The sequence below is a fragment of the Sphingobium sp. JS3065 genome, assembly GCF_026427355.1.
Taxonomy (GTDB): Bacteria; Pseudomonadota; Alphaproteobacteria; order Sphingomonadales; family Sphingomonadaceae; genus Sphingobium.
This window is the reverse complement of record NZ_CP102665.1, coordinates 327,582-353,913: the sequence shown is the minus strand read 5'-3', so window position 1 is coordinate 353,913 and position 26,332 is coordinate 327,582. Positions and strand designations below refer to the sequence as shown.

General features: G+C 63.6%; 19 protein-coding genes. 3 read left to right on the top strand and 16 right to left on the bottom strand.

Going from position 1 to position 26,332, the window contains the following annotated elements:
• Nucleotides 1-454 precede the first annotated feature (454 nt).
• From NUH86_RS18980 to NUH86_RS18970, 3 genes are read left to right on the top strand one after another with little or no spacing between them, the layout of a single operon-like run.
• Complete coding sequence (locus NUH86_RS18980; protein ID WP_267252872.1) at nt 455-6,409, top strand: DUF3320 domain-containing protein; 5,955 nt, start codon at nt 455-457, stop codon at nt 6,407-6,409.
• A gap of 2 nt (nt 6,410-6,411) precedes the next feature.
• Nucleotides 6,412-7,536 carry a metallophosphoesterase family protein gene (locus NUH86_RS18975; RefSeq protein ID WP_267252871.1) on the top strand — a complete coding sequence of 375 codons (1,125 nt, stop codon included), beginning with the start codon at nt 6,412-6,414 and terminating at the stop codon, nt 7,534-7,536.
• Nucleotides 7,533-10,157, top strand: a complete 2,625-nt coding sequence (locus NUH86_RS18970; protein ID WP_267252870.1) for an AAA family ATPase — start codon at nt 7,533-7,535, stop codon at nt 10,155-10,157. Before NUH86_RS18975 ends, NUH86_RS18970 begins: the two co-directional genes overlap by 4 nt.
• A 190-nt stretch (nt 10,158-10,347) precedes the next feature.
• Here the strand turns inward: NUH86_RS18970 and NUH86_RS18965 are convergent, their stop codons facing one another.
• From NUH86_RS18965 to NUH86_RS18895, 16 genes are all read right to left on the bottom strand, one after another.
• The gene (locus NUH86_RS18965) at nt 10,348-10,884 is read right to left on the bottom strand and encodes a thermonuclease family protein (RefSeq protein WP_416365383.1); all 537 of its coding nucleotides are present in this window, start codon (nt 10,882-10,884) and stop codon (nt 10,348-10,350) included.
• Between the two features lie 316 nt (nt 10,885-11,200).
• Nucleotides 11,201-12,115, bottom strand: coding sequence for a hypothetical protein (locus NUH86_RS18960; RefSeq protein ID WP_267252869.1), 915 nt, complete (start codon nt 12,113-12,115; stop codon nt 11,201-11,203).
• On the bottom strand, nt 12,112-13,395 hold the full coding sequence (locus tag NUH86_RS18955) for a hypothetical protein (protein WP_267252868.1): 1,284 nt from the start codon (nt 13,393-13,395) through the stop codon (nt 12,112-12,114). The genes NUH86_RS18960 and NUH86_RS18955 overlap by 4 nt, the downstream gene beginning before the upstream one ends.
• On the bottom strand, nt 13,396-14,139 hold the full coding sequence (locus tag NUH86_RS18950; RefSeq protein WP_267252867.1) for a hypothetical protein: 744 nt from the start codon (nt 14,137-14,139) through the stop codon (nt 13,396-13,398).
• A gap of 100 nt (nt 14,140-14,239) precedes the next feature.
• Nucleotides 14,240-15,580 carry a hypothetical protein gene (locus NUH86_RS18945; RefSeq protein ID WP_267252866.1) on the bottom strand — a complete coding sequence of 447 codons (1,341 nt, stop codon included), beginning with the start codon at nt 15,578-15,580 and terminating at the stop codon, nt 14,240-14,242.
• 69 nt (nt 15,581-15,649) lie between these two features.
• Nucleotides 15,650-16,162: an SH3 domain-containing protein gene (locus tag NUH86_RS24895; RefSeq protein ID WP_416365387.1), complete on the bottom strand. Its 513-nt coding sequence runs from the start codon at nt 16,160-16,162 to the stop codon at nt 15,650-15,652.
• 245 nt (nt 16,163-16,407) lie between these two features.
• On the bottom strand, nt 16,408-16,857 hold the full coding sequence (locus NUH86_RS18940; RefSeq protein ID WP_267252865.1) for a DUF6527 family protein: 450 nt from the start codon (nt 16,855-16,857) through the stop codon (nt 16,408-16,410).
• An 89-nt stretch (nt 16,858-16,946) separates the two neighbouring features.
• Nucleotides 16,947-18,293 (bottom strand): HesA/MoeB/ThiF family protein, encoded by a 1,347-nt coding sequence (locus tag NUH86_RS18935; RefSeq protein ID WP_267252864.1) that lies wholly within the window; start codon nt 18,291-18,293, stop codon nt 16,947-16,949.
• Nucleotides 18,290-18,673 (bottom strand): E2/UBC family protein, encoded by a 384-nt coding sequence (locus NUH86_RS18930; protein WP_267252863.1) that lies wholly within the window; start codon nt 18,671-18,673, stop codon nt 18,290-18,292. Before NUH86_RS18930 ends, NUH86_RS18935 begins: the two co-directional genes overlap by 4 nt.
• Nucleotides 18,673-19,416 (bottom strand): multiubiquitin domain-containing protein, encoded by a 744-nt coding sequence (locus NUH86_RS18925; RefSeq protein ID WP_267252862.1) that lies wholly within the window; start codon nt 19,414-19,416, stop codon nt 18,673-18,675. Before NUH86_RS18925 ends, NUH86_RS18930 begins: the two co-directional genes overlap by 1 nt.
• A gap of 87 nt (nt 19,417-19,503) precedes the next feature.
• Nucleotides 19,504-22,914, bottom strand: a complete 3,411-nt coding sequence (locus NUH86_RS18920; protein WP_267252861.1) for an ATP-dependent helicase — start codon at nt 22,912-22,914, stop codon at nt 19,504-19,506.
• A gap of 3 nt (nt 22,915-22,917) precedes the next feature.
• Nucleotides 22,918-23,505, bottom strand: coding sequence for a hypothetical protein (locus NUH86_RS18915; protein WP_267252860.1), 588 nt, complete (start codon nt 23,503-23,505; stop codon nt 22,918-22,920).
• The gene (locus tag NUH86_RS18910; RefSeq protein WP_267252859.1) at nt 23,498-24,310 is read right to left on the bottom strand and encodes a DNA-binding response regulator; all 813 of its coding nucleotides are present in this window, start codon (nt 24,308-24,310) and stop codon (nt 23,498-23,500) included. Before NUH86_RS18910 ends, NUH86_RS18915 begins: the two co-directional genes overlap by 8 nt.
• 376 nt (nt 24,311-24,686) lie before the next feature.
• Nucleotides 24,687-25,607, bottom strand: coding sequence for a nucleotidyltransferase and HEPN domain-containing protein (locus NUH86_RS18905; protein WP_267252998.1), 921 nt, complete (start codon nt 25,605-25,607; stop codon nt 24,687-24,689).
• The gene (locus NUH86_RS18900; protein WP_267252858.1) at nt 25,607-26,044 is read right to left on the bottom strand and encodes a TA system VapC family ribonuclease toxin; all 438 of its coding nucleotides are present in this window, start codon (nt 26,042-26,044) and stop codon (nt 25,607-25,609) included. Before NUH86_RS18900 ends, NUH86_RS18905 begins: the two co-directional genes overlap by 1 nt.
• Nucleotides 26,041-26,265, bottom strand: coding sequence for a CopG family transcriptional regulator (locus NUH86_RS18895; RefSeq protein ID WP_066860643.1), 225 nt, complete (start codon nt 26,263-26,265; stop codon nt 26,041-26,043). The genes NUH86_RS18900 and NUH86_RS18895 overlap by 4 nt, the downstream gene beginning before the upstream one ends.
• Nucleotides 26,266-26,332 lie beyond the last annotated feature (67 nt).

The window sequence follows — 26,332 nt, the reverse complement described above, 5'->3', positions numbered from 1 at the left end:
GTCTCCAGACTACGACCCTTGTCGGCCGTTCAGGTGCCAATTTTCGGTGCTCAGCTCCGGACGGTCAGGTTTCCGGCGGCAGGCGACCAGAGCCGGTCGTTTACAGCAGCTTTATGAAAGTCCGGTCCTAAAAGAAGCTGCCGATCGGGCGTTGCAGAACGGACTGCCAACAGTGCGCCGTAATTTTGGCCGCTGGGCAATCGAGCGCTAATCCCAAAAACAGCCGTTCGTTCATGACGTGCCAATTGTCGTGTTCTAATAGAAATCTGAATGGCCGCATCTACGGGATCAACCGAAAAGAGCTGTCATTTGCTCAGCCCCATTCAACAAAGCCGTAGACCGTGATTTTATCTTTTTTTAGCGAGCGTGCTTTATTAGATTCCCTCTGGATGGGGGGCTTATGCGCGATTCTAACGATCAAGATTTCATGGCGGGTAATCCTAGCAGCGCGAGTGTGAACGATCCGACAGTCGCCGCAGACATTGCAGGTAGCTTCACCTATGCTTCCTATCAGAACGCGATACCCGTCATCCGATCCATCCGGATAGAAAATGCCGACGGACGACATCACGAAAATATCCGTGTCGATCTCACCTCATCACCTGCGTTTCTGCGTGCCAAGTCCTGGACAATCGATCGGCTTGTACCGGGCGACAGCCTTCCGCTGGGCGATCGCAAGGTCGATCTCGACTCTGGCTATCTTGCTGGACTGAACGAAGCCGAGCGCGGCGAGATCACCTTAAGGCTGTCGGCCGGCGATGCGGTGCTCAACGAGCAACGCTTTCCGGTCCGCCTGCTCGCCCGTGACGAATGGGGTGGCGTCACCGACATGGCGCAATTGCTGCCCGCCTTCGTGATGCCGAACGACCCCGCCGTCGCCCGTATCCTGCGCAGCGCAGCCGACCGACTGGCCGAGCATGGCCATCCCAGTGGGCTGGACGGCTATCAGTCGGGCGATCCGCAGCGCAGCTACATGCTCGCGGCGGCGATCTATTCCGCTGTTGCCGCGATGGGGATCCATTACGCCGAGCCGCCGGCCAGCTTCGAAGATCGCGGGCAGAAGGTGCGGCGGCCCGCCACGATTGCAGAAGAGCGGCTTGGCACCTGCCTGGATACGACTTTGCTGATCGCTGCAACCCTGGAAGGGGCGGGCCTGTATCCAGTGATCCTGATGTTCCTGGGCCATGCGGCGGTGGGCGTCTGGCTGACGAAGCGGACCTTGGGCAACACGATTGAAACCGACCAGATGGAGATTCGCAAGGCGCTGGCGTCGCGCGAATTGATCGTGTTCGAGACGACCGGCGTCACCCATCGTCCGGCTATGGCTCTGGACATGGCGCAGCGGGCTCTCGATCATCGTATGAGAGAGGAGGAGGCGCACGCCTTCGTCGCGGCAATTGATGTGCGGCGCGCGCGCAGTGGCGGCATCACCCCGCTCGCCTCCCACGAGGCATCGCGGCATGATGCGTCGGGGGATGAAGAAGGCGCGTCGGTCGCAGCATTGTCGCTGCCCGCTGCCCCCTCGTTCAACGAATTGCCGGACATGCAGGTCGAGGAGAAACCGACGACCGCCGCTGGCCGCATTGATCGCTGGCAAAAGAAGCTGCTTGACCTGACGCTCCGCAACCGGCTGCTGAACTTCCCGGAATCGAAAAAGACGATTCCGTTCCTTTGCACCGATGTCGCCTATCTCGAGGACAGACTGGCGGACGGTGCCGCAATCCAGATCGTGTCATTGCCCCAGCAAAACCCTTTAGGTGAGCGCGACGCGGTCCTGTATCGCGAGGTGCATGGCCGCGATCTCCAGCGCGGCTTTGCAGCCGAAGCCCTGCAACGGGACGAGTTGCCGTCGCCGCTGGACGCACCCCAGCTTGAAGCGCGCCTGATCGACCTATATCGGCAGGTGCGCAACGATTTCGCCGAGGGCGGAGCCAACACCCTGTTTCTGGCGGTCGGCTTCCTGCGCTGGAAGAAAAAGCCGGAGGACGAGCGCAGCTATCGCGCGCCGTTACTGCTGATTCCCGTCAAGGTGGAGCGCCGCAGCGCGACCGCCCCCTTCCGCCTGCGCTTCCATGAAGATGAGCCGCGCTTCAACGCGACACTCCTTCAGTTCCTGGAACGCGATTTCGATCTCCGGCTGCCCCAGTTCGGTGGCGATCTGCCGCTTGACGACAGCGGCATCGATGTGCCGCGTGTGCTGGCGATGATGCGGCAGGCGGTGCGCGATGTTCCAGGCATGGAGGTCATCGACGACACTGCTCTGTCGACGTTCAGCTTCGCCAAGTTCCTGATGTGGAAGGACCTGGTCGAGCGCACCGAGGCATTGCGCGAGAACCGGGTCGTCCGCCACCTGATCGATACACCGGACAAGCCGTTTGGGGCGGATGACGGGCAGCCCGCTATCCGTGACGAGCGTGACCTCGATCGCGACTATGCGCCGGCGGATATTATCAGCCTGTTGCCGTCCGACTCCTCGCAGACCGCCGCCAGCCTGGCGGCGGCGGCGGGCCGCGATTTCGTGATCGTGGGGCCGCCGGGCACGGGCAAGAGCCAGACCATCGCGAACATGATCGCCAATTGCCTGGGCGTCGGGAAGACGGTGCTGTTCGTGGCGGAAAAGACGGCTGCCCTCGACGTCGTCTATCGCCGCCTGCGCGAACATGGGCTGGGCGACCAGTGTATCGAGCTGCATTCCAGCAAGGCTGACCGACGCCATTTCCTGGCGCAGCTCAAGGCTGCGTGGGAACATGGTGGACGTGTTGATCCTGCGGAATGGATCGCCGTCAACGAGCGGCTGAAGCTGCGCCGCGATACGCTCAACGCCTATGTAGAGGCATTGCACAGGCCTGCGCCCAGTGGCTGGACGCCTTATCTCGCACTGGGCATCGCTCTACGCGAGGCGGATACCCCGGCCCCGGAGTTCGATTGGCCGTGGGGGCAGGTGCACGACACGCCGGCATTGGCGGCTCTGGAAGAACTGGCGGGGGAATTGGGTCTGATCTTCGCATCGGTCGAACGGCGGCCCGCGCTGGATCTGGTCGACATCGAAGAGCCTGGCGCAGCTCAGCAGGAGGAACTGATCGCTGCCGCCCAGTCGCTGCGCAACGCCGCCGACCTGCTGGCCGGCGCGCTCGACGCATGGCGCAGCGCTATCGGACTTGGTGCCGACAATCAGCCTGTGAGCGCCGAGATCGCGACATTTGCCTCTCTGGCTGAAGCGATGGAGGCGGGGCGCGATCGCGACATCTCGATCGCGTTCGATCCCGAAATCCCTCGATCGGCGGGCGATCTGGCCGCATTGACCGGCGCGATCGGCAAATATCGGGAAGCCGAAAACCAACTCGCCGCGCCCTTCCCGCTGGATAGTGTGCGGGCGATTGAAATCGAAACGCTCGATCGCCAATGGCGCGAGGCGAACGCGTCCCTCTGGCCGCTTTCGGCGCTCGGCAAGCGCAAGGTGTCGCGCCTGCTCCAGACCTATGCCAGTGGCGGCGCGGCCGACCCTGAAAGTGATCTGCCCCAGTTACGCAGGATGAAGGAGCATTTGGCGGCGATCGACAAGAGCCCATTGGCCGGCCGGTCGCTTCCGTTCACTGGCCTCGACACCGATCTGACCGCCATCGCCGACATCCTCGCTCACGCGGAAAGGCTGCGCGCGGCACTACGTCTGGAGGGTCGCGACGCGGGCGCGGTGGAGACTGCCACCCGGCGGATCGCGACCGCATTGCACGAGCGCGATCAGAGCGATCGCCTCTGGCAGGACGGCGCCAAGCTGCTGGCGGCGCGACAGGGCTTCGACGACGCGCGGAGCCGCTTCGCCAGGGCGGCGGGACGCAATGTCACGCTCGAAGCCGCACCGAGCGCGCTGACCACCCTTTCGGTATCGCTGACGGCGCTTGTGGAAGCACGCCACCTGCTGCGCGACTGGTCGGCATGGTGCCGTGTTCGCAACCGGGCGATCGCTTCCGGGCTTATCGCGCTGGTCGAGCAGATCGAAGCCGGAGTCGTGTCCGCCGAGGGCGCGCGCAAGGCATTCCGGCTGGGCTATGCGCGCTGGTGGCTGCCTATGGTGCTGGACAGTGATCCAGTGCTGCGCGATTTCCGGCGCTTCCAGCATGAGAATGCGATTGCCGAATTCCGCGAGATCGACGATTTGGTACGCTCCCATGCCACAGGCCGCGTGATCGGCGCGCTCGCGCACAACCTGCCTGCGGTGCAGAGCGTGCCGCGCAACTCCGAATTGGGCCTGCTGCGCTACCAGATGGAGCTGCAGCGCCCGAGCCAGTCGATCCGCGACATGATCGGCAAGATGCCGGAAACTTTCTCGAAGCTCGCCCCCTGCATGCTGATGTCGCCGCTTTCGATCGCGCAATATCTGCCGCCCAACCAGGCCTTGTTCGACGTCGTTATCTTCGACGAGGCCTCGCAGATCACGACCTGGGATGCGGTCGGCGCGATCGCGCGCGGGCGCCAGACGATCATTGTCGGCGATCCCAAGCAGCTGCCGCCAACCAACTTCTTTGGCAGGAACGACGACGACGAGGATGTCGCTGACCATGAGCGGGATATGGAGAGCATCCTCGACGAGGCAAAGGCGTCGGGCATCCCGGTGCGCGACCTGCGCTGGCATTATCGCAGCCGCAGCGAGTCACTGATCGCCTTCTCCAACAACCACTATTATCAGAACCGGCTCGTGACCTTCCCGTCGCCGCAGGTTGAGGACCGGGCAGTGCGTCTGCGCAAGGTGCCGCACGGCATCTATGATCGCGGCAAGAGCCGGACCAACCGGATCGAGGCGCAGGCCGTCGCGGATGAGGCGGTCGCGCGCATGCGCGGGTGGCTGGAGCTTCCCGAAAAGAGCCGACCGACGCTGGGCATCATCACCTTCAATGCGCAGCAACAGTCGCTGATCCTCGATCTGCTGGACGTCGCCCGGCGCGACGAGCCGGCGCTCGAATGGTTCTTTGCCGATGAGCGGGTCGAGGCAACCATCGTCAAGAATCTGGAGAATGTACAGGGCGACGAACGTGACGTCATGCTGTTCTCGATCACCTTCTGGAAGGATGCGGCGGGCAAGCTGACGATGGACTTCGGCGCGCTCAACCGCGACGGCGGTGAGCGGCGCCTGAACGTCGCCGTAACGCGCGCACGGCAGGAACTAATCGTCTTCTCGGGCTTCACCGCCGACCAGATCGATCCGACGCGGACCAAGGCGCTGGCGGTGAACCACCTCAAGACCTTTCTCGACTATGCGGAGCGTGGCGCGATCGCGTTGCCGGCCCAGACCGCGGGTTCGGTGGGGGGCTTCGAGTCTCCCTTCGAGGAGGCGGTGGCCGCACAGCTCGAACAACGGGGCTGGCAGATCGTGCCGCAGGTCGGCATCTCGGGCTTTCGCATCGACCTGGGTGTCCGGCACCCGGATCTGCCTGGAGCCTATCTCGCCGGGGTCGAATGCGACGGCGCGTCCTACCACAGCGCGGCGACTGCCCGTGATCGCGACAAGGTGCGCGAACAGGTGCTGACGGGTCTCGGCTGGAACATGCTGCGCGTCTGGTCGACCGACTGGTGGTACGATGCCGCCGGTTGCGCGGATCGGCTGCACATGGCGCTGGAGGCGCTCTTGGAGGCAAGCCGCGCGGCGGAACCGGACAGCAGCGTCACTGCGCACTGGGACATGGGACACGAGGTCGAGGGGATCGAGGGCATTCGCAACGACGAGGCGGCAGCGCACACCGATGAGGTGGCGCCCGCGCCCGTGCCGATCGAGATCGAGCTGGTGTCCGCGGAGGTCTGTGACTCGGTCATGCCGGTCAGGATCACCGACAAGGCTCCCGCCCCCGCCCCGGCCTCGGTCGTATCAGATGATCTGGTTGGCCGTTATCGCATCACCGATCTGACGGGGTTTGCGGCCGATCCGAACCAGTTTTTCGATTTCGCATATCGCGATTCGCTGCGCGCGATGGTCGTTGCGGTGATCGAGACCGAGAGCCCGCTGCGCACCGATATATTATGCCAGCGCGTCGCCCGCGCGCATGGCTGGCTGCGTACCGGAGGCAAGATCCGCGAGCGGATCGACATGCACCTGCGCGACTATGACCGGACGCGGGAATCGAGCGGCGAGTTCATCTGGAAGGCCGGCGCCATCCTCGATTTCCACCCGTATCGCCCTCCCCATGGCGATGAAGCACGCCGGGCGATCCCGGATATCCCGCTTGCGGAACTGTCGGCGGTCGTCCGCGATAATCTAGACCTGCTTGAGGAGCCAGATCCTGCGCGCGAGCTGGCGCGCATGCTGGGGGTCGAGCGGCTGGCAGCCGGATCGCGCGCTCGCCTCGACGAAGCGATCGCGCGCGGGCGTGGAGACGGCGCGGCTGCGTCGATCGATCCCGCCATGCCTGAGGTGGAGTGAGCATGGCGCGTTTCATCCACTCGAGTGACCTGCATCTCGGCAAGCGCTTCGGAAACTTCTCTGGCGATCTGCCCGGCCGCCTGCGGGAGGCCCGCCACGCGGTGCTCGGCAAGCTGGCCGAACAGGCGCGCCTGAACGGGGTGGACACGATCCTACTGGCGGGCGACACATTCGATACCGAGACCCCCGCTGCGGATGTCCGGCGACAGGCGCTGACCGAGATGGCGCATCATGCGCCGATCCGCTGGGTCATCCTCCCGGGCAATCACGATTCACTGCAAGCGACCGAATTGTGGACGCTGCTGGCCCGCGAGGCGCCGGACAATGTCGTGCTGGCGACACGGGCAGAGCCGATCGATCTGGCGGGCGACGCGGTCCTTCTGCCTGCACCCTGCACGACAAGGCGGCCGGGTCGCGATCTCAGCGAATGGATGGATGGCGCAGCCACCGCCGATGGCGCGATCCGCATCGGCCTTGCCCATGGCGCGATCCAGAGCTTTTCCGAAGACGCCATCAGCGCGGAGGTAATCGCCCCGGATCGTGCGCGCCGCGCCGGGCTGGACTATCTCGCGCTGGGCGATTGGCACGGTGCCATCGAGGTCGATCCCCGCACCCACTATAGTGGCTCGCCCGAACAGGATCGGTTCAAACATGATCGATCCGGCACGGCGTTGTTGGTCGATATCGCAGGAGTCGGCGCGATACCCGCGGTGACTTCGGTCCCCACCGGGAGCTTTGCCTGGCGCACGCTGGACCTTCATATGCTGGCGGAAGACGATCCGGATGCGGCGCTCGATGCGCTGCTGCCCGATCTGCGGGATCGCCGGCAGACGCTGGCCCGGGTGGTTGCCAGCGGCCGCACCGGGCTTGCCGCTCGCACCGTGCTGACAGCCGGGATCGAACGCGTCTCCCCCGATTTCGCGTGGCTCGACCTTGACGAGACCGGACTGGCAACCGAATGCGACGTCGGCGATCTCGACCGGATCGATCGCGCCGGTGCCCTGCGAGATGCGGCCGACGCTCTGCTCGCCGAGAGTGAAGATGCGGGTCGCTCGTCCGCTGACCGGGCGATCGCCGTCGCCGCGCTGGCCCGTCTCTACGGCTATGTCGAGCAGGTATCGCAATGAAGGTCGCAGCGCTCCGCTTCCACAATGTCAAGCGGTTCGCCGGGCGCGGCGTGGCGATCGAAGGAATCGGCGACGGCGTCAACGTGCTGTGCGCCGCCAACGAATTCGGCAAATCGACCAGCTTCGAGGCGTTGCACGGGCTGTTCTTCCAGCCGCATTCCAGCACCGCTGGCGGCGTGCGTGCCTTGCGCCCCTATAGCGGCGGCAATCCGCTGATCGAGGCTGACATCATCGTCGGCGATGCCCGCTACAGGATCACTAAGCAATATTATTCGGGGAAGTTCGCCAGGGTCGTGGATCTCGCGTCCGGACGTCTGATCGCGCAGACAGACGAGGCGGAGAATTTCATCGCGACGCTGATCCATGGCGGCGTCGGCGGGCCGGCGGGCCTGCTGTGGGTCCGCCAGGGGCTCACCGGCATCGAACCGCGCAGCCGGACCGAGGAAGAGAGCGACCGGCAGGTCCGAACCAGCCTGCTAGAATCCGTGCAGGGCGAAGTGGAGGCGATGACCGGCGGCCGGCGCATGGCCGAGATCATGGCCGCAGCCGGGGAGGCTGCCGGGCAACTTGTAACCGCCACTGGTCGCCCCAAGGCCGGCGGCCGTTATGCCGCTGCGATCGATGCACGCGACCGGCTGGCGGCAGAGGAACAGCGGTTGGCTGGTGAAGTGATCACCCTGCGTGACGAACTCGACCGGCGAGGCGCCGCCCAGCGTCGGCTTGCCGAGCTGGAAAGCCGCGATGCGCGCGATGCCCGCAAGCAAGCGGTGGATGCCGCCGAAATCGCCTTCGATGCCGCCCGCGCGCAGGCCGAGCGGCTGAAGGCGGCGCAGGCCCAGCTCGGTCTGGCGTGCGAACTACGCGATACCGCCTCGCGCGAGCATCGGCAGTTCGACGAGGCGCTTGTCGAAGCGCGGCAGGTGGCGGAGGATAGCCGCGAAGCCCATCGCCGCCGCGACGAGGCGGTTGAGCGCCGGCGGTCGGCTGGCGAGGCGATCGCCCGGGCGCAGGCAAAGATCGAGGCGGCCGAGGCGGACGAAACGGCGGCACGCGAGTTGCTCGTCCTGCTGGATGCGGCGATCAAGGCGCGTGAGGCGGCTGCGCGACGTGCGGAGTGGGAGGAGCGGCTACAGAGTGCCGAAGCGATGCGCGGCACGATCGAAACCTGCGATGCGCAACTCTCCAGCGTCCGGCTGCCTGACGGCGCGATCGACGAGCTTGCCGATCTGGATGTCGAGATCGCCCGCATCCGGGCGGTGCAGGATGCCGCGCGTCCATCCGTGACGGTCGCCTATGATGCCTCCGCCTCCGCACGTGTAACGATGGGCGGCGCGACGCTGGGCGACGGCGAGGAGCGCGGTTATAACGACCACGCCCAGCTCGTCGCGCCGGGCATCGGTACGATCACGCTGCGCTCCCACACCGCCGGCGATGATGACGGCCGTCTTGCCGCCGCCGAGACGCAGCGCAGGACCTTGCTCGCTTCGATGGGGGTCGCTGATCTGGCGGCGGCGCGCGCCCAGCAGGTTCTTGCCCGGTCGATCGAGGCGCAGGCCAGCGAAGCTCGGGCGCAACTCAAGGTCATCGCGCCCGAGGGGCTGGATGCGTTGCGCGAGACGGTGGCCGCGCTAGCCGGCGTGGATCCATCTCCGGACGAGTTGAAGGCCGATCCCGACGAAACACGCGCCGCCCGTGACGCAGCAGAGCAGCGCCGGCGCGAGGCCGCGCAGGCGATACGCGCGGCCGAACCTGCCCGAGCCCAAGCCGACGAGGCCTTCATCAAGGCGGAGACTGTGCTCGCGCGCCTGCAGACGCGCGACGAGCAAGTGGTCGCGATCATCGGCCCCTTAGACGAGCGAGAGGCGAGAGGGCAGGATCTGACGGCGCGTCTCGCGGAACGCGATGCCGCGCTGGCGGATGCTCAGCGGAATTTCGAGGAGCGGAGCGCCGAAGCGCTCGATCTGGACGCGGCTGATGCGTCGCTGCGCCGGGTGCGCTCCGTCGAGCAGGCGGCAGCAACTGAAATCCAGCAGCTGCGTGAGACCATCGCTGGATTGAACGCCCGCATTACCGCGCGATCCGACGAGGCGGTGGAGGAGGCATGGCGTGAGACGGCCGATGCTTTGTCCGCCGCCGAGACACGCGTTTCGGCATTCGAACGGGAAGTCGCCGTGCTGACGCGATTGACGCAGGCGTTAGAGGCGGCGCGTTCGGGCGCGCGCGATCTCTATCTCAAGCCGGTGATGAACGAGCTGCGGCCGCTGCTCGGTCTGCTCTTCGACGATGTCACAATCACCTTCGACGATAAGACGCTGCTACCGCAGACGATCGTGCGCGCGGGTCTGCAGGAAGATGTTGATCGCCTCAGCGGCGGCATGCGCGAACAATTGTCGGTCCTCACGCGCCTTGCCTTTGCGCGCCTACTTGCGCGCGACGGGCGACCCGCACCGGTAATCCTCGACGACGCGCTCGTCTATTCGGACGATGATCGGATCGAGCGCATGTTCGACGCACTGCACCGGCAAGCGCGCGATCAGCAGATCATCGTCTTCTCCTGCCGCCAGCGCGCGTTTCAGAAGCTCGGCGGCAACGTGCTCCAGATGACGGACTGGCAGCCATGATCTAGGTCGCGTTGACAACGTGGATTCACAAACGATCTGAAGTGTGGTTTAAGGCTGCTCATTACGAGAGTAGCGATGGCACGGGCCGATCTGACGGACGAGAAGTAGGAAGTGGTCGCAGGATTTCTGCCATCGGAGCGCGGTCGCGAAGCCAGTTCCACTCATGACAACTGTCGCAACCTGAGGGCAGTCAACACCACGGACGCCGCCGACCTTCCCATGATCTCGCGAGCCCTTCTGCCACTAGCTGCTGACCCAAGGATTTGCCGTTGCGTGTGAGGACCCGGAGCTTTCTGCCATATCGATCACGATCCCTGTCAACTACGATCTGATCGAACGGGCCGTCGTTCATCAATTCCGCCAGTCGCTTGGTGGCTTTCTCGCCCAAATTTGCTTCTAATGAACACCGGGGCGGGTGCGTTTCCGGCGCGTCGATATCCGCGACCCGCACTTTTTCACCAACGATCCAAGCCGTATCGCCATCCACGACACAGTTGATGCCACCGCCTGTATGGCAAATGGAGAATTTGGCATTGGCATTCGATAGAGAACCGCCGCCAATCTTGCTTCTCGCCATAGTCAATGCAGCAGACATATCGGACGCGTCGACGCGATTCATCACCGCCGCCGCCTTTGTCGACGCATTGGCCGACGACTCAAAACGGACTCGACCAGCTTCAGTCGCCATGTAGGTGAAGACGAACACTCCGATGAAAATCAGCGACACGCACACCAGCGCCAGTCTTTCCGCGGGACCTATACGCCCTCGTCGATCTGCACTTCGCCAACTATGAATGCGCCGCCGGGATCTGCGTGTCGGGCGCCTCATCAGCTCCTGCCGCCGAACATTCGTGCAAACCACGTGCGAGGTACTGGTTCGTATGGCCTGATCCGCCTCTCTACGGACAGGGAAGCTGGCGCCGTTTCCAAGGATGGCGGAGGTAGCACCTGTTGATCCCCGTGCATGACCGAATTTTGTCTCTCATCACTGCGCTTGATCAGCTGGCGAAGTTCCAGAAGGTTAGCATCAAGTTGATCCATGGTCACTTCCGAATGGTCGGCGACGCCTGCTGCGTCGACTTCCGAAGGCGGATTTCGATGCGACGGCGGCGCTGGTCATCACCCCTTGCAGTCCCGTTCGCAACCTTATCGACCGGCACGATCATCTGCGCGCCGGACAGGGGAAGGATCGCCACGTTCCGCAGTCGAGAGTCGGCACGAAGTAGGTGAACCACGGCGACCGCCCGAGCCATGGCAAGACCGGCGTTGTCCGTGGAGCGCAGCGCGCCGATGGGAGTCCGCCCGACCGATGCCGGGATCAGTGCGGCATCGAGGTTGCTCGACCCCGACATCGGGACCTCATCGGTATGCCCGATGACCTCGACGACATCGACGTCGTAGTCTGCCACGCTCCGGGCAAGCATAGGGACGACCTCGGCCTTGAGGTTCCTCTCGAACTCAGGTCGAAGCGTCGCCTTGCCGCTGTCGAAGAAGTAGCCACCGGCCTCGCTCAGGCTGAAGAAGGGCGGCCACTGTCCCTTTCTCCCCTTGGACGAGGCGGCGACCACCTCCTTCACGAAGCGCTCGGGGTCTTTGACGCCGCTGGCGGCGGCGGCCTCCCTGACCTGACGTCCGACCTCCGCGTCCTCCAGCAGGTGCTTGCTGTCGACTGCGCCCGCCTCGACGCGCTTCCTGGCCTCGATGGCCCGCTTCAGTTCCTTGAAGTAATCATTGGAATCCTTGGCGTCGGGATACGCGCGCTGCAGTTCCTCGACGAGCTGGGACGCCCCACCGCTGTCGAGTACCTTGATGCGAGCATCGCGATTCTGGAGCGCTGCGGCCAGCGCCATGAGCAGCACGAACAGGAGCAGTATCATGATCTCGGCCATGGTGAGGCCGAGGACGAGACCGCGTCGGTAGGATTTGTCCTGGCGCAGGTCCAGCTGTTGGTCGCTCACGGGTTGGTAGCCTGCACGCGATTTACGAGGGTGCCCGTCATTTCGACGAGCGCGCCATGCACCTTGGCGACATTGTCCCGCGAGCGATCCAGCTCACGCTCGAGCGCGGCATTGTGCCGCTCTAGCCTTTCCACGCCCGCCTCCGCCTTGCGGGATAGGTCTTCGGCAAAGGTCTGGTGGGCCTTCGAGATCAGCTGAAACTGCTCCTCCATGGCGGACGTAGCACGCATGAAGGCATCGGAGGTCTTGGTCGCCATGTCTGCGGGGACGGTCTTGACCTCCGCCAGACGCGCCGAAAGCGATTCCTCGAAACGTGTCGTGGAGGCGTCGAAGCCGACAATGTGCTTAGCCACCTCTTCGACGACCTCCTGCAGCTTCCTCCCGGTCTCGCCGAGTGCCCCCTGCGTCTCCGCAAGCTGCTCGGCCCGGCCAGCCAATTCGGCGAGATTCTGCTGGGTCTTCTCCGCTGCGGCCTCCAGCGACTTCAGGCTTTCGGCGATCGCACTGGTCGAATCCTGTATGTCCTCCATGGCATCGACATGCTCCTCGATGCCAGTGATGACCTTTTCCGTCGCAGCCGTCAGGCGGCGGGCGCTGGCCAGTGTCGCGTTGGCCTGCTCCGCCGTCGTGTTGGTGGCGTTGGTCGCCATCGTGCTGATGGCGGTGCCAGCCACAGCGGATGCATCGGCTATCGACTTGGTCGCCTGTTCCTGCACATCGACAAGCGAAGCCACTATGTGCTCGCGCAGCTCCACCAATGCCTGCCGCGTCTCCCGGCCATAGTCGTTCATGCTGACGGTCATGGCCTGCAGTTCGGCCTTGAGGCGACCGGCGGCGTCGGCGAGCTCGACGCGGGCCGTGTCCTCAGTCTCGACCAGATCGACTCTGCTCTGGTTAAAGAACACGCGAAGCACCAGGCCCATGATCGTGGTGGCCAGCGCGATGCCGAAACCTTGGACGATGGTGGTTGCCGTGTTCGCCGGGTCGAAGAAGAAGATGGCGTATGCCAGGCTGGTCAGGGTGTAGATCAGCCCGAGATAGTAGCAGTTGTCGCCGGCCTGATCGGCGCGGAGCCGTCCGGTGCCGGTGGTCTGGACGACATAGGCGTATCCGAGCATCGCGATGGCAGCACCGGCCGCGACGATGATTGGGGAGATGCCCAGATACTTCACGATGAGGATGGCTGCCGCGCCGCCGAAGGCGAAGAGCAGGAAGCCCCAGCGGTCGATCCAGCCGCGCTCCTCCAGTAGGTCCCGCTGGTGGGTCTCGATCTCGCTCATTCACCCGCTCACGTTGTAGATGCGGCGCACTGTCCCACCCTCGGCGCCGATGATGTTGTCCCATAGGTCGGCAAGAGACCGCGGTTGCGTCGAGGCGGCGTCGCTGCGTTCGAGCATCCACAGCTCGACATCGACACCGCGAAGATCTGTGCGAAGCCGACGGAATGTTGCCCCATCGGTGAATTCCCGCGCGTCCGGCAATCCCCGATAGAAGCTGACGTCACCGGTGTTCTGGAGAAGGTCGGAGGCGACGACGAGACGCTTTGGAAGTCCTTCCTGGCCGGGCTTCTGTAATTGCGTCAGCGCGACCGACTGGATGGACTCGAGGATGGGGGATTGGTTGGCGTTGCTGGCGGTCGCGATCCTCTCGAACGCCTGTGTCAGCGGCTTGTCGAAGTTCTCCTCCCAGTCCTTCTGGGTAGCGTCTGGGTCGCCGGTCGCGGCGCTCACGTCGTTGGCGGTGCCGGGATTGCAACGGGTGATCACCGGCGTGAGCAGACTGTCCTTGGTCGCATCCACCTTCGCCACCATCAACTGCCCGTAGCGCGGGATCGAGTTCTTCAGCTTTGTCAGCTGGTTTGAGAAGTCCTGCCGTTGGGGCGTGTTCATGGGGTCGGTGACATCGACGAGGAGCACCGTCACGCTCGTCACCTTGCTCGGGCAGCGGGTCTCCTCGTCCAAGTCCTGCTTGGAGGATGCCACGACGAAATAGACCGAGCCGAACGCTATCACCACGCTCGCCACCAGCATGATCTTGAACAGAGCGCTCCTGCTATCCGCGTCCCTCCGGGCGACGGCAGCCGACTTCGTGGGCGCCCGTCTGGGACGACGGTTCCTCGGTGATCTAGTCATCCGCGATGCGCTTCTTCAGTTCGTCCAAGGGCTCGAAGCTGGCGATCGCCTCGTCGAATGCGGTCGATATGTCGTCGACCGCGGCCTCAAGATTCGCCTCGGCGGCATCGATCGCTGAACGCGGGATCTCCTCGCCAGAGGGCAGCGGGAGCGCTGTCCGGGATAGGCGCCAGGTGGATTCGAAGTGATCCGGCGCGGGCGTGGATCGAGCGGCGCGGTTCGCGTTCCGATATTCCTGCAGCAGCGCATTGGCGACCGCTTCGAGCTGTATCCCGTATTCGTCATAGCGGCGACGGAAGGCCTCCCTTGCGGTAAGTATCTGCTGCCGCTCGGCGTGCTGTCGCGCCAGTTCCTCGCGCACGTCGGTCGCCTGGTCGATGGCGTCGTCCCGGATGTCTGTCAGCTCGTGCCTTGCGTCTTCGAATTCCGCCACATAGTCGTCGCAGCGCTTCGCATGCCTGGTCGAGACGGCACCATATCCTGGATAGGGGTCGTCCATCCTGTAGCCCGCCATGGCGGCCGTGACGGCGAAGACGAGGCCGGCGACGACGAGGCCGTAGGAATAGAGGCTGTCCAGACCACCCCCCAGCATGCCGAGCGCGGCGGTCTCCGGATGAGGAATGCCGAGGGATTTGGCATCACGATAGTGGGCGGCCGTCAGGTTCCATGCGAGCGTGAAGAGTATCCACAGGCCTATTCCAACCCACGCAAGGTTCCGTGCGGTCGGATCCTGGAGATTCTTACGCGGCCAGAGCAGCCGCCCCGCCACGCCGGCGACGAAAACATTGATGGCGCCGACTATCGCCGCGGCGAGAACGCCGCCCAGATAGCCCATGCTATCGTTGAGGCGCAGGAGCATGGAGTTGGCGATCGTCTCGATCAACCAGCAGACCGCCATGGTGCCATAGGTACTGATCGGCGCGGCAGCATCGTGGGCCGGGCGCTTGAGACCGTTCTCCTTCCGGAAGTCGCGCAGTTCCGAATAGCTGTCTCTGATGGCGTCGCGGCTGTTCGTCAGCCGGCCGCGCCTGACGAGAACCTCGGCCTTGAAGTCGCCGACGGCGAGCTTGGCTTGCGTCCGGATGGATCCGAGATTCGCGATGAGCGAGAGCCCGTTCAGCCGCGAATCGTAAGTACGGACGCTGTTGGCGGCATCGATCTGCGCCCGGCCGAAATGCTCCTGTATAAAGGTGGCGACCTCCGCTTCGACGGCATCTAGGGTTTCCGACGACGACGGTGGGAGTTCCAACGCCCCCTGCTCCGCACCGCGCTCCTTGAGCTTGAGCGCCGCAGACACCTCTGCCCGGTCGATCTGGATGAACGGATCGTCCATCGGAGCGCGCATCGGCTCGCTCCGGTCGAAGAACTGCGCTAATTTATACCATGCCCCCATGAGCGGTATCTACACTCCATACCGCTTGTTGCCACCACTTGTGATGCAGTAGCGCCCGCCGCGCGGACCTATGCAGACGGTTCCACCGCTGCAGGGGCAGCCGGACGAGCCGCCGTAGCTTCCGCCCCGGCCGCTTAGCTGCTTTGCTGAGGATTTCTTCCGCGACTTCTTGGCCGCTGAGCTGAATGAGTAGGATCTAGGCGCGGAGAAGCCCGGCGATCTGGCCGAACCCGTCCCGCGAGCTGTTTGCGGGTAGGATCGAATCGCACCAACATACTCGGATGCGAGGAAGCGCGAACTGACCCAACAGTAGGGCCGATCCAGTTTCGACCAACCGTCGCCAGCCTCTGATATCGAGACAGACTGCCCCTTAAAAAGTTTAGCTACCACGCGCGCTCCAACATCTGGACGCGACCGGCAGTTAACACCCTCTGTAGTCACATATGACGCCCAGGCAGGACACGAAACCGCGAATACCGCAAGCAAAATGGCGGCGCGAACAAGTCTACAAGCTTTACTCATGATCCCCCCAACGATGTGACGATAAGTGTAGCGAGGCATCAGCGCAACCGCCCGATTTTCCATCTGAGAAAGTGCCCTGCCTCATTCAATCATCGTCGTGTCTCTCGGTGCTGAAGAGCTGCAACCCCAAGTCGATATTCCAAAAGAGTTCGGACAGGTGATCGATTATGGAATCCGCGGAGCAGTGATGGCGCAGGACCTCTTTGTCATGCGCTATCTGAAGCGACTCGCGCTCGAGGGGGGTGTCATGTGTCCCGGTCGGGAAGCGCGATCCGAGCAAACATCCATCCACCGTCGATCCTAAAAGATCGTGCGAGTCCGCGTCCGACGAGCCTACCTGCCACGCGGTTGACGTCCCAGACGAGTTCGTCGATCGCATCCGCAAGCTCAACCGCGCTGCGCGGCTGAACCTCGTCCATAGCACCGAGAACGGCAGCTTCGATCTCGGGGTTGTAGGTCGGCTCGCGATTTCCTCGCTCGAAACGGTCGCACCACAGGATGTGACCGCGCCATAGGATAAAATGGCTTTCGCAACCGCCTTCGCGCCAGACCGAGGGAAAGAGCGTGAGTCCTTCTCCGCGCATGTCGAAGCGCCAAGCTTTATCGGCGCGGCTGTCCAGATTGATCACCAGGGTCTCGCCGCATCCATCCGGGCATGCCATGATGACCGACCTTGGTCGGGCGCGGACGACCATGGCGGCATCCCCCGGAGCGGATAGGGCAGCTTCGGCCTGATCCCGGTATTCCGCCGGGGCAAGCATTCGGACCATGCGTGCAGGTTCCGTCATTTATCTTTCCCCTCATGGCTGGTAGGCCGGACCGGCAGATCCCAAGTCGGGCCCTTGGCGAAGGCTCCCATGGATGAACAGACAACACAGTGTGGCTGCACCGCCACCACCATTTGCTTCACCCGCCCGCGAATGCCATCATAGATCTGATAACGCGGCTTTACGGGAACGGGCGTCACAGCGCCGAGCATCATGGTCATCGCCAGCGAGCTCACGGTCGAGTTGATGGAGAGAACGGCCGGCTGCGGCTCGCGCACGCCCTGGACATAGGGATCCGCCGCCCGCTGTTCCGGCGTCAGCATTTCCCGCCGGATCGCCTCGCTGTCGAGCGCATTCGAGCATGTGAGGCACGGAAGCTCGGGGGCCAGCATCTGAACCCTGCCGGTGATATGGGTGACGGCGCCGTCGGCCACGGTGATGCTGACGCCCATGTCGATCACGGGAACCAGATACTGATAGGCTGCCTGGTTCACCACCGCTCGGCTCGCGTGCGAGTCCGTGCAGAGCAGGACGAAGTCGAAGGTGGCTATCAGCTTCGCCAAATCCTCGTCGACGATGTCCGCCTGAAGCGGAATCACCATGGCATCGGGATTGATGGCACGGATCATCCTGGCAGCGATCTCGACCTTGGGGCGTCCCACGTCCGACGGGACGGAGCCGACCAGCCGGTTGAGGTTCGTCTCCTCCACGAGGTCGGGGTCAATCACGGTGATCAATGCCGCGCCGAGATGGGCCAGCTGCTGGCATTCGATCGATCCGGTGCCACCGGCACCGATGACGGCGAACCGGAGACGGCGCACCAGACGCTGTCCAGGCGCGCCAAAGGCGCGGACCTGCCGATCATCCCGTTCATGGTTCGCGAGGTCTGCGAGAGGGGAATGGAGCGTGAGGGACTGTCCGACCTCCCAGACCTCGACCTCCTCTTCTTGTCCGAGTAGGCGGGCGCGGCATCCCTCAGGTCCGATGACCAGCGCGACATGCGGAACCTTGGCCGCGCGGCGGGCGAAGTATGTGCTGAGTTCCGTCTCGCCTGCATTGTCGGTCGATGAGAAGCAAGTATAACCGGGGCTGGCCGGGTGGGTGTGGATGGCAATTACCGCCATTCCTGTGACGCGGCTACGGTTGGCGACCTCGACCAGGAAGGAAGGCTTGAGCACCGCGGACAGGCGGTCGCGGCGCTCATAGGCGTCCTCTGGCACTGGACTGGCGTCGGCGACGATCCAGGTGTCGCTATGCCCATCGTGATGGGCATAAGCGATGGCGCAGCTCTCCAGACCGTTGGCATCGAGCAGCCTCGACGCCAGATGGGAATAGAGGGGCGCGGGAAAGCGGACGCGGCTCATCGGATCTGCCTCATGCGTTCGATCACGACGTTCATCCATGTCGAGAGCGTGTCGCGGTTGGCGTTCCAAGGGCCAGTCAGATGCCACGAGAACCACAGGGCCGGCTCGACCGTCTCGGGAATGGGGCTCGTCGCAGAGTTCTGCGGCACTCCACCATGGGCGAGCCGCAGGTCGGGATCCGCCCAGAAGCAGTCGAGCTGCGCGAACGGATACCCCGGCGGGACAATGAAGCGGATGGTAGCCGAAACCTTCGACCACCCCTCCGGCAGACGGACACCCGGCACGATGACGAGTGTGGTGCCGCTCGGCAAGCGCCGGGTCTGAACGTCGCCGAAGCGCTCCCGCAGCTGCTCCAGCTGCATATCGAGGATGCCGGACATCAGCCGAAGTTCGCCTTCGGCACCGACGAGAAGCGGCGGACGCCGTGCTTCGGGTCGAGGCTCACCGCCTCGTCGTCGGCGATGGTGCGGTCGGGCTCGTCGCCTTCACCCTCCAGCGACAGATCGTGCTGCGGATCCCAGTCGGGCACCATCTCCTTGATCTGCGCACCGGTCAGCTTCTTCTTCTCGGTCTCATAGGGCTTGCCGTTGACGAAGAAGGTGTAGGTGACCTTGTTGGGTGCCGTGATGAACTTCTCGACGCCACCGGCCGAGAGGTCCGCTTCGGTGCCGGGTTTGATCAGCTTGTCCTTGCCGCCGCGCACCTCCAGGAAGACCGCCTCGTCGTCGCCGATGCCGGCGAGCGCACGCAGCACCGCCTCGGGGATGGACGAGCGGCCCCAGACGATGCGTGCCTCGTTCAGCTTGACGCGGTAGAGGGGATCGGTGCTGAATGCGATGAAGCGGTAGGCACCGCGGTCACGCAGATCGACCTCCTCGTCGGCGCGAACATCCTCGAAGTCGCCCTCGGGCCTGATGAGGAAGAGCGAGTGGCCATCGAGGTCGATAATACCCGCTTTCTTGAGGATCTGACGGCCGAGCGGCACCGGATCGTCAAGAACCAGGGGGGTGAAGCCAATGCTGTCAACAGCCAGATGGACGCGATAGCGACCGGGACGCAGCGGGCGATCCTGCTGCACGGCGAGTTCTACATCATCGATGTCGTGGTTTTCGAGAATGGACATTGTGTCGTGTGTTCCTGCGGACCGAGGCGTGATTGCGGCGGTCTCACAGGGTCAATCTCGGCAGCGGGATCCGACCGGTAATTTCGCTCAGAGATTTTTTTGGAGGTTGCCCTCTGCCACTGGACCACAGGTGAAGAAGGCCGGGCAGAAGGGGCAGGTTCGACCCGATCGCTCAGGTGCGAAATGGCCGCCACCAATGGACTTGAACAACTCGGTCAGCTTCTCCTCCTTCGTACCAAGCAGCTTCGGACTGAACGAAACCGACGTCGATGGATCGTCATCCCCAAGGTGAATGATCTCGGCTGCACACCCCGGGAGCGATGCGGAGGCCGCCATCTGGAAGGCGGCATCGGCGAGGCTCTTCCCGGTCGTCGACGAACTATGCCCCGTTCTCACCATGCGGACGCAATGTGCCCCGCTGGCGGTGGTCACGACATCGTCCGCATCCGCCGTGATCGTGTTAGTTCCAATGCCCGCCCTCAGGCCCGCGGCTCCCGTGCGGGTCGTGCCCGCCCTCATCCTCACGAATCGCCGAAGAAGCGTCGCTGCCACATCGCGGTGCAGCCGATACTCGTCACCGGCCAATGATCCTTCGGACCAGCGCTCATCCAGCAGTCTCTCCATTTCGTCGAGCGAGGTCGAGGAGGGCTGCGTGGAGGCGATCTCCGTCACGACCGCGCGCACCAGATCGTGCATCCTCGTCATGGTCGTAGGCGTGCGGCGTCCGCCGACCCCGAGAACGTGGGTGTAGAGGAAGCGCCGCGGGCACCGATCATAGAGGCTCAGCTGTGCGATCGTGATCTTGATGGCTGACCCCATCGTGATCGGCAGCGGTAGATCCTCCGGGTCGGGGCTTGAGGTTGCGGTTGCCATTGCCGCCCTGGCGACGCTGACACCCAGTCGACCAATGAATGGCGAAGGGTCGCGTCTTGCGTTTGTGGTGGTGTGCCTTGCCGAGTAGAGGAGGAGCCTGTCCCGGGCGCGGGAGGTGGCAACATAGAAGAGGCACTCCTGCTCAAGCGCATGATCGGCGGCACTGATCTCCATCGTGCCACCCTTGCCGCCCTCGATCATGCCATCCGGCACAGGGCAGGCAGGCTTTCGCCAGGTGTTCGGCATGCTGTTCTTGTTCAGGCCCATCACATGCACGACGGGGAATTCTAGCCCCTTGCTGCCGTGGATGGTCATGAGCCGGACGGCGTCGATACCCTGCGCAGCCTGAGGCAGCTGGCGAAGGTCCCTCTCGTCGGCGAGCTGGATCAGACGCCTTATGCCATCGAGGGTGCGTTGAACTGGAAGTCCCGGTTCCGGCGCTGGACGCTCGGCACGCAGGAAACCCATGAGCTGCCAGATGGCGACGCCCATCGATCGGCTGGCAACATCGGCCGTCGAAGCCAGCGATGCCGCAGTCCGCGTGCGGTCCAGGAGGACGTGCGCAAGCACTGTCCAGGGATTCGATTGACTATCGAAGCCGGTCACCATGGCCGATGCTTTGCTCACCGCCGCCATGTCGGCCGCATCGAGAACCTGTAGCGACGGGGAGGCGCCCGCCCATGCGAGTGGGTCGGCTTCGGTCAGCCGAAGATGGTCGACGACCGCCGCGGCGCCAGTCAGGGTGATGCCCGTCGCCAGATCCGGCAGCGAGGGTTTGCGGACGAGGCCCATTGCACGCCGGTCGACGAGCAGTGACAGGATGGACAGCAAGTCCTTTACCTCGGGCCGCTCGAAGAGATTTCCCAGATAGAGAACCGGGATTCCGCGACGTTCCAGCTCGCGTCCCATGCGGTTGAGCCGGTCGTTTCCGGAGCAGAGCACGGCCTGCTCTCGGAAGGCCACGTCCTCCGAGCAGCGCAGAATCTCGTCGGCGAGCGCCGCAGCCTCGTCGTCATTGTCGCCGAAGGTCACATGCTCGGGCGCTATCCCGCTGGACGGTCGATAGGCATCGAGCGATGCGTCGCTGGTCCCAGCCTGCATGGTGGCGCCGAAGCGGGAGAAGGCCCCGACGATCTCGGGTGTCGACCGATAGTTGAGCCGGAGCCGACTGCCAGTGCCACCGGAGAAGTCGTTGGACCTAAAGCGCGACATGTTGAAAGAGGATGCGCCACGGAATCGGTAGATGGCCTGCCGTGCATCGCCGACGGCCCAGAGGTTATCTCCACCATCCGTCAGACGCTGGAGAAGCCGCACGCTGCTGCGGTTCACGTCCTGATACTCGTCGACGAGGACGTGGCTGTATGTCCCGCGCAGCATGGAGACGACGTCGGCCGCGGAGTCCAGAAGCTTCACGGGCAGGGATACCAGATCGCCGAAGTCTACCGCGCATGCCCCGCGCTTCAGCTCCTCGTATTTCCGGTAGACGAGCGCCACTTCCGCGCAGCGCTCCGCCGCCTCTCGCGCAGCCGAATCGGTCGCCTTCTCCAGCATGTCCTTGGCAAGGGCGGCGTAGCGGTCGGCGTCGGCCACCTCGTCCTTGGCGCGCGAGATCGCCGTGAACATGTCCTTGAGCGGACGGTCGGGATTCATGAATTCGCGATAGTGCTTGAGATCGAGCGCAAGATATTCGCGCTCCATGATGGCAATCGCCTCGCTGCGATCCATCATGCGGGGTTCCTTCGGGAACCCCAGCCGACTGTGATATCGGCGGACCAGGTCGAGGCCGAACGCGTGGAACGTGCCGATCCACATCGCCGACGCCGCCTCTGGACGGAGACCGGCGATACGCTCGGTCAGTTCCCCGGCGGCCTTGTTCGAGAAGGTCAGGACGAGGATCTTGCGCGGGTCGACGCCTTCGTCGACGAGGTCGGCTACGCGCCCAACGAGCGTCTGGGTCTTGCCCGTCCCCGGACCGGCCTCCAGAAGATAGGGTGGGCCGCGGTGAATCGCAGCCTTGCTCTGCTCTTCGTTCAATGGCTTTGGCGGCTTGACCTCGCCTTCCTCTGGTTCCGGTTCGATCTGAGGCAGCAGCAGGGCGTCGAGAAGCTGAAGCGCGACGACGTCGAATGGTGCGCCGATCCGTTCCGCTATCTGTGTGGCCGTCATGCCTTCAAGATGGAGTGACCGCACCCATCCGCGTGGAAGCAGGAGTTCGCGACCGAAGAGGTCCATCTGGATCTCGCGCCGCTGACGTCGGCTGTAATCGATGACGCGATCCTCGCCGACGGGGGCGGCTTCCGCTGCCCGTGTAGGATCGACGTCGTGCGCGATGTGCTCGACGCGGTCATCACCGAGCGTGGCGTGACCGAGTTCGTGGCCCACGAGGAAGGCCCTGTAAAAGGTCGATCCTGCCTCCTCGTGCCGGATAGCCCTGTTGACCGGGTCGAACTGTGCTCGTCCACCTTCGAGGACTGCACTGCCCGGCTCGACAGGTTCGATGTCGAGCCCCAGGTTGGACGCGGCCGCAATGACTATGGCCACGGGATCCCAGGGGTCGGTTCCCTCCGAGATTATCTTATCATGCAGCGCAGCGGCACGCTGCCGCGTGAGTTCGACAGCGCTCATCGGTCAATCCCGAGAGCCCAGCAGTTGATGCCTCCGCTCTTCCGGCACTCGGCACTGCCTGAGGAGATCCTCGAATGTGATCTTCTCCTGTCCGGCGGTTGGCGCATTGTCGGCCTTGTGGCTGGCCCCGTGCGCGAGACGCGGTGGCCCGGCCATGAAGCGGCGCAGTTCCTCCGCAGTGGTGCGCAGACCCTGCGAGAGTGCGTCGATGAACGATGCGGGCACGCTGACGACGTCGACGAGCCTGGAACTGAAACCCTGTATGACCCCGCTCGGCACGCCGAGCGACTGGCGGAGCGCCACCAGCTCTGAAGAAGCGATTCCCGCGAACGGATCGATGACCGGCTGTGTTTCCTGAGGTCCGGAAGCAGCTCGAAAGGCCGCAAGGGAAGCCTCGACCCACGCCTCGTCGGCTGGCCCCGTCAATTCCTCCGTGGCGTGCTGCAGCCGCAGGTTCAGGGATAGATCGATCAGCTGGTCGGTCAGGTGCGGATACGCCTTGAGATAGCGCTCCAGGGTCGCGTTGTCCTTTTCGGGTTCGACCGCAAATGCGAGGAGAACCTCCTCGTCGGCGTCGTGGCTGTCAGTCATTGTCGTCTCCAATCGACAGAGCCTGGCGTATCATCAGGATTGCCTCGTTTCGCCTGTTCCGGACGGTCTTCTCGGATTTGACGCCGATCAGCTTCCGGATCGTCATGACGCTATCGTCGGACGAATCGATTGGTATATCCCTTATGGTCAGCTCGATGACTCTGCGGTGCTTGTCTGGTAGGTTTCTTATCGCAGCAGCGAGGCGCGACCGGTAAATCGGATCGTCGGAGAGCAGTTCCTCCTTAATGTCGAAGCTTCCAACGGCGCGTTCCACCGCGAGCGAGGGCTCATTCGTATCATCGTTGGATTCTATCGTCTCGGTGCGCGCGGCCTGCTTTCGCGCCCGCCCCATGTGGGTTGTGCGCAAAGCTGCGATAGCGTCGGCGAACATCACCTCGTAGTAGTCCAGCCAGGTTCCAGGTGAGGTTCGGTCCTCGGACAGCTTCTCCCGGAACCTGCCGGCGATCTGGTCCCGCGCTGCTGAGGCGTGGACATTCTCCTGCCCGTCGACCCGCTCTCCGGCGACGCGCGGCAAGGCGGTATCGATCCGGCGCATGAGCTCCTTGTAGAGTTCACCGAAGTAGCGCTCGTCATTGTCCGTGCGCGTCTCGCGTATCAGATGGACGATGCATTCGGACTTCAGATGTTGCGGTGACGACCTGTCGCGGATCCTGAGCGCGGCAAGGATTTCCTCGCGCGGCAAGACGACGAGCCTCCTCAGATCCTCCTCGACGTCCCTGCGGCGCGTGTATGGCTTTCCGTCCGGAAAGCACTTGGCAAGCGGTATTACGTCTCCAGTCTCCAAACGGCACCCCCTTGCCGACGCCCGCCATCACCGTGACTGCGGCAGTATCTCGAAATCTCGCGGCGATGGAGTGTCCGGTCGTTCCCCGATCACGGCGCCCCCGCCATCAGCAGGATATAGGTGGAACAAGAAAACCATCCAAGCAGGGGATTTCCCGGGCGAGAGTTATGGACGGAAATTACGCCCATTCAGCTTCTACCCGTCACTCCCAGTAGCGGCGATTAGCGTCGGCTTTTCCAATTCCGTTCTCCAAAGTGGACAGTCTCGAAAGTCCCCGTCCTTGCCGTTGTAGGGCCTCTGGGTTTGACGTTGGTAAAGGTGTCAGAGCCAATGCCAACGCACAAATCACGATGTAGTGGCCCTAAATTCCATCGCCTCAATGGGCAGCATTCCTGCACAGATTCGCGATATGGGCGGTGCAGATCTCATGCGTCATCTGCCCCAAAATCTCGATCCGCTCGGCGAGCCAGTTCAATTCCTCAGAGGTGATCCGGTAGTGCTTTGAATAGCGCGCCTTCACATAGGCGTCCTTGAGCTTCTGGAACATCGCCCGTTCCTTTCGGGTACCGCGCGGCCAGACGTCGAACAGCGCCTGATTGCGGCCTTCTGCCTGAAGCCGCAGGAACGCGATATTGTGATCGTACGGCGTATAGAACGTCAACGTGAGCAGAATTGCTTGATATAATCGTTCAGTTGTTTGGTGAAGATCGAACGCTGCCTTCTTTACAAACGACTTTCCAATTCCGAATTTCGCGACCTCGAAACACTGCATCGCTTCGCCGAAATATTCGTCAAAATATTCCTGGGCGGCCTCCAGCGCCTGGTTTGGCGTCTTGGGCTTGGGCTTGGCGAGTTCGCGGCCGTCAGCATCATAGAGTGCGATGCCCTGTTCGGCGATCTCCATGAAGAAGACCCGGCCATGGGCAAGGCCCTGGTTCACCTGCTGGAGCGAATGGACGACGAAATGCACCGGCGTATTGATCCGCTTCTCGATGAGATAGGCGTCGATCAGCCTTTGCTCCGCCACCGACCAGTAGGCGGCGACGTCGGTCATTTCCTTCTGGTTGACGACCACCAGTATATCCATGTCGGACTTATACTGGTTGGCGTCGAACGGCGCATCGACCCAGTCGCCTCGCGCATAGGAACCGAACAGGATGATCTTGAGGATGCGCGCCGATTTCCGTCGGCCCGTCGCATTTTCGGTCGCCTCGCGAAATTCCGCGAACAGAATGCGAACGACCTCCTCAAGCTCGCGCTGCTTGGCCGCGGGAAGATGGTCGAGGTCCGTGCGCATCATTGATGTCCGATGAGGTGGAGGGCTGCCTTGCCGCCGCTGACGGCCCTGGGCGAGAGCCGCCGGTCGAAGGTGGCAAGCTTGCCATCATGCGCCACGGCAAGCGCGAGGAGATAGGTGTCGGTAACCTGCGCAGAGGTGAGAAGCCGGCTCTCGTCGACCCGCTCGTCGGACAGCAGGCTGATATCGTCAGCCCAGAAGCTGTGCCCTGGCAACTGCCGCATCTGCCCGATGATGCGCGCCACCTCGGCTGGCGAACCGGGGGTCGAGGGATATTTGACGTTCCCCACGATGCGGATGACCCCATTTTCGGTGATGGGGCACGTCGCCCAGGCCCTGGCGCCGATGGACTCGAACCAGTGATGCGCGGCATCATGGCCGACATGATTGGGATCGATCAGAGCAACGAGCACATTGACGTCGAGAAGATAGGTCACGGCGCCTCGTCTCGCAGCGCATTTACGATCTCTGGCGTCACCACGACGCCGGGTTTCGCGGCGAGGAGGGCGATGCCGTTGCGGCTGCGTGCGGCTTCGGGGGCGCGCAGCGAGCGCCGGGCCAGATCGGAAACGACCTGGCCGATCGAACGGTTCTGATGCTCCGCGATGGCGCGCGCGGCTTCCATCACATCATCATCTATGACCAGTGTCGTACGCATCGGCTCGTTCCTGTCGCATCTGTCATCACGCATCATAATAGATGCGCGGCGGCGACGCAACTCCCGG

Excerpts from the sequence above, each read along its gene's own strand:
- NUH86_RS18955 (WP_267252868.1), bottom strand. The coding sequence starts at position 13,395 with ATGAGCGAGATCGAGACCCACCAGCGGGACCTACTGGAGGAGCGCGGC.
- NUH86_RS18905 (WP_267252998.1), bottom strand. The coding sequence starts at position 25,607 with ATGCGCACGGACCTCGACCATCTTCCCGCGGCCAAGCAGCGCGAGCTT.
- NUH86_RS18920 (WP_267252861.1), bottom strand. The coding sequence starts at position 22,914 with ATGAGCGCTGTCGAACTCACGCGGCAGCGTGCCGCTGCGCTGCATGAT.
- NUH86_RS18915 (WP_267252860.1), bottom strand. The coding sequence starts at position 23,505 with ATGACTGACAGCCACGACGCCGACGAGGAGGTTCTCCTCGCATTTGCG.
- NUH86_RS18945 (WP_267252866.1), bottom strand. The coding sequence starts at position 15,580 with ATGGACGATCCGTTCATCCAGATCGACCGGGCAGAGGTGTCTGCGGCG.
- NUH86_RS18935 (WP_267252864.1), bottom strand. The coding sequence starts at position 18,293 with ATGAGCCGCGTCCGCTTTCCCGCGCCCCTCTATTCCCATCTGGCGTCG.
- NUH86_RS18940 (WP_267252865.1), bottom strand. The coding sequence starts at position 16,857 with ATGGTCGTCCGCGCCCGACCAAGGTCGGTCATCATGGCATGCCCGGAT.
- NUH86_RS18975 (WP_267252871.1), top strand. The coding sequence starts at position 6,412 with ATGGCGCGTTTCATCCACTCGAGTGACCTGCATCTCGGCAAGCGCTTC.
- NUH86_RS18970 (WP_267252870.1), top strand. The coding sequence starts at position 7,533 with ATGAAGGTCGCAGCGCTCCGCTTCCACAATGTCAAGCGGTTCGCCGGG.
- NUH86_RS24895 (WP_416365387.1), bottom strand. The coding sequence starts at position 16,162 with ATGAGTAAAGCTTGTAGACTTGTTCGCGCCGCCATTTTGCTTGCGGTA.
- NUH86_RS18925 (WP_267252862.1), bottom strand. The coding sequence starts at position 19,416 with ATGTCCATTCTCGAAAACCACGACATCGATGATGTAGAACTCGCCGTG.
- NUH86_RS18930 (WP_267252863.1), bottom strand. The coding sequence starts at position 18,673 with ATGTCCGGCATCCTCGATATGCAGCTGGAGCAGCTGCGGGAGCGCTTC.
- NUH86_RS18895 (WP_066860643.1), bottom strand. The coding sequence starts at position 26,265 with ATGCGTACGACACTGGTCATAGATGATGATGTGATGGAAGCCGCGCGC.